10 protein-coding genes, 1 tRNA gene and 1 pseudogene are annotated in these 7659 nt (G+C 70.0%); 10 read left to right on the forward strand and 2 right to left on the reverse strand.

Going from position 1 to position 7659, the window contains the following annotated elements; translation table 11 throughout:
• Positions 1 to 225 precede the first annotated feature (225 nt).
• The 9 genes from VFL99_RS13560 to VFL99_RS13595 are packed head-to-tail and all read left to right on the forward strand — an operon-like array spanning position 226 to position 6346.
• The gene (locus VFL99_RS13560; RefSeq protein ID WP_325106901.1) at positions 226 to 771 is read left to right on the forward strand and encodes a hemerythrin domain-containing protein; all 546 of its coding nucleotides are present in this window, start codon (positions 226 to 228) and stop codon (positions 769 to 771) included.
• On the forward strand, positions 768 to 1856 hold the full coding sequence (locus VFL99_RS13565; RefSeq protein WP_325106902.1) for an NADH-quinone oxidoreductase subunit B family protein: 1089 nt from the start codon (positions 768 to 770) through the stop codon (positions 1854 to 1856). Before VFL99_RS13560 ends, VFL99_RS13565 begins: the two co-directional genes overlap by 4 nt.
• 45 nt (positions 1857 to 1901) lie before the next feature.
• Positions 1902 to 3698 (forward strand): nickel-dependent hydrogenase large subunit, encoded by a 1797-nt coding sequence (locus VFL99_RS13570; protein ID WP_325106903.1) that lies wholly within the window; start codon positions 1902 to 1904, stop codon positions 3696 to 3698.
• Positions 3691 to 4287, forward strand: a complete 597-nt coding sequence (locus VFL99_RS13575) for a NifU family protein (protein ID WP_325106904.1) — start codon at positions 3691 to 3693, stop codon at positions 4285 to 4287. Before VFL99_RS13570 ends, VFL99_RS13575 begins: the two co-directional genes overlap by 8 nt.
• Positions 4284 to 4904, forward strand: coding sequence for a DUF5947 family protein (locus tag VFL99_RS13580; protein WP_325106905.1), 621 nt, complete (start codon positions 4284 to 4286; stop codon positions 4902 to 4904). Before VFL99_RS13575 ends, VFL99_RS13580 begins: the two co-directional genes overlap by 4 nt.
• A gap of 16 nt (positions 4905 to 4920) precedes the next feature.
• Complete coding sequence (locus VFL99_RS13585) at positions 4921 to 5130, forward strand: hypothetical protein (RefSeq protein ID WP_325106906.1); 210 nt, start codon at positions 4921 to 4923, stop codon at positions 5128 to 5130.
• Positions 5131 to 5170: 40 nt separating this feature from the next.
• Positions 5171 to 5275 (forward strand): DUF6893 family small protein, encoded by a 105-nt coding sequence (locus tag VFL99_RS18360; protein WP_414713757.1) that lies wholly within the window; start codon positions 5171 to 5173, stop codon positions 5273 to 5275.
• A gap of 7 nt (positions 5276 to 5282) precedes the next feature.
• Positions 5283 to 5531 (forward strand): HypC/HybG/HupF family hydrogenase formation chaperone, encoded by a 249-nt coding sequence (locus VFL99_RS13590; protein WP_325106909.1) that lies wholly within the window; start codon positions 5283 to 5285, stop codon positions 5529 to 5531.
• On the forward strand, positions 5528 to 6346 hold the full coding sequence (locus VFL99_RS13595; RefSeq protein ID WP_325106907.1) for a DUF6390 family protein: 819 nt from the start codon (positions 5528 to 5530) through the stop codon (positions 6344 to 6346). Before VFL99_RS13590 ends, VFL99_RS13595 begins: the two co-directional genes overlap by 4 nt.
• 24 nt (positions 6347 to 6370) lie before the next feature.
• On the opposite strand, the gene VFL99_RS13600 is transcribed toward VFL99_RS13595, so the two are convergent.
• Positions 6371 to 7006 carry a UdgX family uracil-DNA binding protein gene (locus VFL99_RS13600; RefSeq protein ID WP_325106908.1) on the reverse strand — a complete coding sequence of 212 codons (636 nt, stop codon included), beginning with the start codon at positions 7004 to 7006 and terminating at the stop codon, positions 6371 to 6373.
• A gap of 97 nt (positions 7007 to 7103) precedes the next feature.
• On the opposite strand from VFL99_RS13600, the gene VFL99_RS13605 reads away from it, so the two are divergent.
• Positions 7104 to 7177: transfer RNA gene (locus tag VFL99_RS13605), tRNA-Ile, on the forward strand.
• Positions 7178 to 7286: 109 nt separating this feature from the next.
• Here the strand turns inward: VFL99_RS13605 and VFL99_RS13610 are convergent.
• Positions 7287 to 7659, reverse strand: a pseudogene (locus VFL99_RS13610) (tyrosine-type recombinase/integrase); the annotation flags it as partial.

Consider the following 7659-nt stretch of genomic DNA (forward strand, 5'->3'; position numbering starts at 1 on the left):
CCCCGGACGGCTCTCGCCGTTCACTCCACTGACCCCTCACAGGAGGCGTTCGCCGGCGGACGGGGCAAACCTGGAGCACGACGGATGACCTTCCCGTGCGGGGCGTCGTCCGTGCCGGCCGCGCAGCCGACCGGCGGACCGGCGGGCCCGCACCGCACCGGCTCCGCCACGTCCGCCGCGAAGCGCCGCGGCCGCAGGTCACCGCCCCGGACGAGGAAAGGTGCGATGGACGCCATCGAATTGCTGAAGCACGACCACCGCATGGTGGAGCAACTGTTCCGCGACTACCACGCCGCGGCCTCCCGGACCCAGCGGCGCGGAGTGGTCGAGCTGATGGTCCGCGAGCTGTCCAGACATGCGGCGCTCGAGGAAATGATGCTCTACCCCCTGGCCAAGAAGGTGCTTCCCGACGGCGCGCAGAAGATCGACGAGCACCTGAGCGAGCACATGGCCGTCAAGAAGCTGCTGCTCGCCCTCGACAAGCTGCCCGCCGGAGACGAGCGCGAGGCCGACCTCATGGCCCAGCTCAAGCGGGAGATCGACGAGCACATCCGCGAGGAGGAGGGCGAGACGATGCCCGAACTCCGCGCCCGCGTCCCCCAGGAGAAGCTGGACGAACTCGGCCGGCTCCTCGGCCGGGCCAAGCAGACCGCCCCCACCCGGCCCCACCCGAACGCCCCCGACCAGCCCCCCGCGCTCACCGTGCTCGGGCCGGTGGCCGCCGCCTACGACCGACTCCGCGACCGTCTCCAGGGGAGGCCGAGCACATGACCATCGCCAGCGGTACCACCGAAGTCAGCCGGGAGCCCGAAGGCGCCCACGAGCGGGCCGGCTTCGACGAGATCCACATCCTCTGGATCTCCGAGGGCATGAGCTGCGACGGCGACACCGTCTCCATGACCGCGTCGGGCCAGCCGGCGATCGAGGACATCGTGCTCGGCCTGATCCCCGGGCTGCCGAAGGTGCACCTCTACAACAAGGTGCTCTCGCCGAGCCTGGGAGGCGAGGACTTCCTCGCCCCCTTCCGGGCCGCGGCCGCCGGGGAACTCTCCCCGTTCATCCTCGTCATCGAGGGCTCGGTCCCCAACCAGAACATCATCGAGGGCGACGGCTTCTGGACCTCCTTCGGCAACGACTTGGAGACGGGCGAACCGCTCACCATCAACTGGTGGATCGACCAGCTCGCCCCCAGGGCGTGGGCGGTCGTCGCGGCCGGCACCTGCGCCACGTACGGCGGCATCCACGCGATGGCCGGCAACCCCACCGGCTCCATGGGCCTCGCCGACTACCTCGGCTGGGACTTCAGGTCGCAGGGCGCCCTGCCCATCGTCAACGTCCCCGGCTGCCCCATCCAGCCGGAGAACTTCATGGAGACCCTGACCTGGATGCTCTACCACGCCGCGGGCTCCGCGCCGCCCCCGCCGCTGGACCACATGCTGCGCCCGCAGTGGCTGTTCGGCAAGACGGTCCACGAGGGCTGCGACCGCGCCGCGTACTACGAGCAGGGCGACTTCGCCAAGGACTACAACTCCCCCAAGTGCCAGGTGAAGGTCGGCTGCTGGGGCCCCGTCGTCAACTGCAACGTGCCCAAGCGCGGGTGGATGGGCGGGATCGGCGGTTGCCCCAACGTGGGCGGGATCTGCATCGCCTGCACGATGCCCGGTTTCCCCGACAAGTTCATGCCGTTCATGGACATGCCGCCCGGCGGCAGCCTGTCCTCGATGATGGTCAAGCCCTACGGGGCCTTCATCCGCCGCATGCGCGGCATCACCAACAGCAACGCCAACCGTGAGCCGAAGTGGCGGCACAACCGTGACGCCCTGACCACCGGTTACGACCCCCGCTACCGCCCGTAGGCGACCCCGACGACGACATCCGCGGGTGTCAGCAAAGGAGCAGTCATGACCCTCACCGACCAGAGCCGCACGGGCCAGGCGCAGCCGGGTCAGCTCGTCGAGATGGCGTGGGACCCGATCACCCGCATCATCGGGAACCTCGGCATCTACACCAAGATCGACTTCGGCAACCGCACGGTGGCCGAGTGCCACAGCACGTCCTCACTGTTCCGCGGCTACTCGGTCTTCATGAAGGGCAAGGACCCCCGGGACGCCGGGTTCATCACGAGCCGTATCTGCGGGATCTGCGGTGACAACCACACCACCTGCTCGGTCTACGCCCAGCAGATGGCCTACGGCATCAAGCCCCCGAAGATGGCCGAGCTCATCGTCAACCTCGGTGAGGCTGCCGAGTACATGTTCGACCACACGATCTTCCAGGACAACCTCGTCTTCGTGGACTTCTGCGAGGCGATGGTCAAGGAGACCAACCCCAGCCTGCTGGCCCGCGCAGAGAACACGCAGGCACCCCACGCCGACCTCCACGGCTACCGGACGATCGCCGACATCATGCGCGCCTTCAACCCGTTCGAGGGTGAGGTCTACAAGCTGGCGCTGCACATGAGCCGGGTCACCCGCGAGATGTTCTGCCTGATGGAGGGCCGGCACGTCCACCCGTCGACCATCTACCCCGGCGGCGTCGGCACGATGCCCCAGCCGACCTTGTTCACCGACTACCTCAGCCGGCTGCTCAGCATCCTGGACTTCGTCAAGCAGTCAGTCGCCATGAACGACGACGTCTTCGACTTCTTCTACGAGGCACTGCCCGGCTACGAGGAGGTCGGCCGGCGACGCGTGCTGCTCGGCTGCTGGGGCGCCTGGCAGGACCCGGACGTGTGCGACTACCGCTACGCGTCGATGAACGAGTGGGGCAAGGCGATGTACGTCACGCCCGGCATCGTCGTGGACGGGCAGCTGGTCACCACCAACCTCATCGACATCAACCTCGGGCTGCGGATCCTGCTCGGTAGCTCCTTCTACGAGGACTGGGTGGACGAGGAACCGTTCGTGACCCACGACCCGCTCGGCAACCCCATCGACATGCGGCACCCCTGGAACCAGACCACCCTGCCGCAGCCGCAGAAGCGCGACTTCAACGACAAGTACAGCTGGGTGATGAGCCCGCGGTGGTTCGACCAGCGCACCGGCGACCACCTCGCCCTGGATACCGGCGGCGGGGCCTTCGCGCGGCTGTACACCACCGCCCTGGCCGGCCTCGTCGACACGCCCTATGTGAAGTCGACCGGGTCCAGCGTGCAGATCTCCCTGCCCCGCAGCGACAAGTTGCCCGAACTCACCCTCGAGTGGCGGATCCCGCAGTGGTCCAACGCGATCGAGCGCGACCGGGCCCGTGTCTACTTCATCGCCTATGCGGCCGCCATGTCGCTCTACTTCCTCGAGCAGGCGATGGAACGGACCCGCGCGGGGGACACGAAGGTGTTCCAGGACTTCGACGTGCCGGACGAGGCGATCGGCTGCGGCTTCCACGAAGCGGTCCGCGGCGTCCTGTCGCACCACTTGGTCATCCGCGACGGCAAGATCGCCAACTACCACCCCTATCCCCCGACGCCGTGGAACGGCAGCCCGCGGGACTCCTACGGGACACCCGGCCCCTACGAGGACGCCGTCCAGGACATGCCGATCTTCGAGGAGAACGGCCCCGACGACTTCAAGGGCGTCGACATCATGCGCGCCGTGCGCAGCTTCGACCCGTGTCTGCCGTGCGGCGTGCACATGTACCTCGGTGGCGGCCGCACCCTGAAGAAGCTGCACTCGCCGATGTTCGGGGCCACCCATGGCTGACCCGCCAGGACCGGGAGCGGTTCGCCTCGGCGACGACGACGTGCGCGAGCGGCTCGTGCGCCTGGACCAGCTGCTGGAGCAGGTCGAGCAGACGCCCGGACCGGCGACGAGCCAGGCACTCGAGGCGATCGAGCTGCTCGCGCAGGTCTACGGCGAGGCGCTCGGGCGGGTGGTGACCCGGGTACGGGAGGCGCCGGACGGCGTGGGTTGGATGCTGCAGGACGAGCTGTTGTCGCACCTGCTCGTGCTGCACGGGCTGCATCCGGACGCCGTGGAGGACCGGGTGGAGCAGGCCCTGGACGAGGTGCGCCCCTACCTTCGCTCCCACGGCGGCGAGGTGACCCTGGAGGAGGTCGTCCACGGCGTTGCCAGGGTGAGCCTGTCCGGCAGCTGCAACGGGTGCGCGTCGTCGACGGCAACCCTGGAGCAGGCCGTCACCGAGTCGGTCCTGGCCGCGGCGCCGGAGCTCTCCGGGGTCGAGGCGGTCTCCTCCGCGGTGGCCGGCTCCCCGCACGGCCCCGCGGGTCCCACCCTCATTCCGGTGGAGGCGCTGCTGCGGCACCCGGTGACCACGGGAGGTCGCCCGTGACGTCCGGCGCGCTGGAACGTGCGGTGCGGCGCGCAGCCGAGCGGGGACGCGCGGCGGCCGAGCACTGCGAGCTCTGCGGACTCGACATCCCCGAGGAGCACCGGCACCTGTTGGACACCACCCGCGCCGAGGTGATGTGCACCTGCCGTGCGTGCGCATTGCTCTTCGACCGTGACGTCGCCAGTCTGGGGCACTTCCGGCTGGTCCCCGAGCGCCGGGCCCGGCTGAGCGGCGTGTCCCCCCAGGACCTGGGCGTCCCTGTGGGGCTCGCGTTCTTCGTCGCGCAAGACAGCCGCCACGCCACGGTCATCGCGCACTATCCGAGCCCGATGGGCGCGACCCGCTGGGAGGTTGCGCCCGAGGCCTGGAGCCGAGCGGTCAGCGGATGCCCCCAACTCGCCGACATGGCACCGGAGGTCGAGGCCCTCCTCGTGAACACTGCGCGCGGCGCAGAGCACCGGTGGCTGGTGCCCATCGACGAGTGCTACCGGCTGGTCGCGGTCGTCAAGAACTATTGGCGCGGCCTGTCCGGCGGTGGTCGCGTGTGGACCGAGATCGACGCCTACTTCGACGGGCTCGCCCGTCGTGCCCACGGCCGGCACGGCCCGGCCGCGTGATCGAGACGGAGGAACCATGAACGCCATCCGGGTCGGCAAGCCCGACGTCAGTCCCGACCTGCCCTCGCACACCAAGGGCGTGCGCCAAGGCAACGCGACGGGCAACCTGAAGAAGCAACCCGGCCACCACGAGGACGGCACGGCCGACGCCCGTCGCTCCACGGGAGTCAGTCCCAAGAAGCACGACGCCATCCTGCCGATCATGCCCAACCTCCCCCCGGGATGAGCCGACTGCCGGGTGCAGGTCGGAGAGGAGGTGAACGGACGTGTGGCCACGAGTAGTTGCCGCCCTCGCCGTCGCGGGAGCGGCCGTGCTCTTCTGGCGCGAGCTGCCCGCTCTGCGCCGGTACCTCAAGACCGAACGGATGTGACGTGACGATGTGCTTGGCCATCCCTGCTGAGGTCGTCGAACGGCCGACGAGCAACGCCGACCGTAACGCCGTCGTGGACATGCTCGGCGTCCGCCAACAGGTGGACACCAGCCTGCTGGACGGGCCGCCGCAGCCCGGCGAGTGGGTGCTGGTCCACGTCGGTTTCGCGATGACCCGTGTCGACGAGGCCGAGGCACGAGAGACCTTGGCGATGCTGGGCGAACTGCAACAGCTGGACCTGAAGGAGCTGGCATGACCGGCGTCGAACCGAACGCGCCTGCAGGCCGTTCCGCACGGCGGCGACCGGTCTCCGGCCCGGTGTTGTTCGTCCGCTACGCCTTCCCACCCAACAGCCACGGCTACTGTGGCCCCGGCGACAACACCGGCTTCTACGAGTACGGGCTCAGCGGGACCGTCGACCGTGGCTTCCACGACATGGCCAAGGCGTTCGCCGGGGCATGGCCCTACCTGCAGCTGATCGCCGGCGCCACCGGTGTCCCCGACCCGCTCGACCGCCGCGTGGTCGAGGCATACTGGGTGGGGAACGGCCTGCTCGACCAGATCGCCACCTCCGAGATGGGGGGCTCGATGGAGGACCGCTTCCGCCACCGCGCGGGTCCGCGCTTCCACTTCCTCGCCGACAGCGTGGCCGCGGGTGGCGTGCCGCACCACAGCTACCACGTGTTCTGCGTCTACCCGTGGGTCGGTCTGCTCGGGGACGACCGACGTGCCGAGCAGGCGCTGACGGTCCTGGACCGTTGCCGCATCCGGTGGGGCCGGGTGACGGCGGTGCAGGGCGACCAGGTGGTTGTCGACTCCCGGCCGCTGACCTACGACGGCGGGCGCCTCGAGCTCGGTGAACCGGTCGCCGAGACCGCCGTCCGTGGCGTGGACGGGGTGACCATGCTGGAGGACCTCGCCCCCGGCGACTGGGTGTCGCTGCACTGGGAATGGATCTGTGACCGACTCGACGACCGTCAACTGCAGAGCCTGCGCCGCTACACCGTCCGACAGCTCGCGCTCGTCAACGACGGCGTCGAGCTCTCCGGTCCCCGGGCCGTCCTCGGCTGACCTCCCGCGCCGGGCGCCGCCGGCTCACACGGCCTTGGCGACGACCTTCAGGTCGGCGACGAACGCGGCATACGCGTCGTGGCGCCGTTCGCGCGCCCGCAGGATCGACGACGGGTGCACCGTGGGGATGAAGCGCCGCTCCCCCAGCGTCGTCTCCCGGGTGAGCACCTGCCCGCGCTGCTGGGTCACCTTGATGCCGGGACCGAGCACCTGCCGGGCGGCGCTCGCCCCGAGCAGCACGGTCAGGTCCGGGTCGACATACCGCAGCTCGGCCTCCAGCCACGGCCGGCAGGCGACCATCTGGGCCAGGTCCGGCTTCCGGTGGATCCGCCGCTTGCCGCGCTGGACGAAGCTGAAGTGCTTGATGGCGTTGGTCAGGTAGACCTCCTCCATCGCGATCCCGGCCTCCTCGATCGCGCGGCGCAGCAGTTTGCCGGCGGGGCCGACGAACGGTTCCCCCGCGAGGTCCTCCGCGTCGCCCGGCTCCTCCCCGACCATGACGATCCGGGCGTGCGCGCTGCCACTGGAGAACACCACCTGGGTCGCCGGCTCCCACAGCTCACAGCCGCGGCACCCGGGTGCCGCCCGGCGCAGCGCGGCGATGCCGCCGCTCTCCGGGACCCACTGCTCGGCGCCCGGGCGTTCGAGTTCCTCCGCCATGGCGCCCAGCCTCGCACCCGTGCCGCCCCCCGACATCTTGGGACGGCTACGCTGGGCGATCGCACGGACGACGACGTGTTGCCGCCGTCCCGCACCCGGGGCAGTAGCTCAGTCGGTCAGAGCAGCGGACTCATAATCCGTCGGTCGCCGGTTCAAGCCCGGCCTGCCCCACCGCACGTTTGCGCAGGTCAGGGCCGTTTTCGGCTCTGACCGCGGTGCTCGGAAACGCGGTCACAGAGCCCTCAGTCCGCACAGAGTCCGCAAGAGCGCCAGCGAGGGCGTCCATCCGGTCCGCGACCGCATCGAGCCCGTCCTCGAACAGCCCGGCGTAGACGTCCAGCGTCATCGCGGCCGAGCTGTGGCCGAGCATGCGCTGCACGTCCTTGACGTTGGCGCCGGCGCTCACGGCCAGTGAGGCCGCGGTGTGGCGCAGCTCGTGCGGGGTCAGGCCGTCGAGCCCGGCCGCCCTCACCGCGGGGTCAAACACCCGTCGACGGAAGTTCATCAGGCGCAGCGGGCCACCCTGGGGCGCGGTGAAGAGGTACTCCTCGGGCCCCTTGCCCGCTCCCAGCCGTGCGAGGTCGTCGGTGAGGAACCGCGGCACCGGCACCGACCTCCGCTGGTGCGTCTTCGGCGTCCCGGTCACGAGGGTG

Source organism: Segeticoccus sp. (assembly GCF_035708005.1).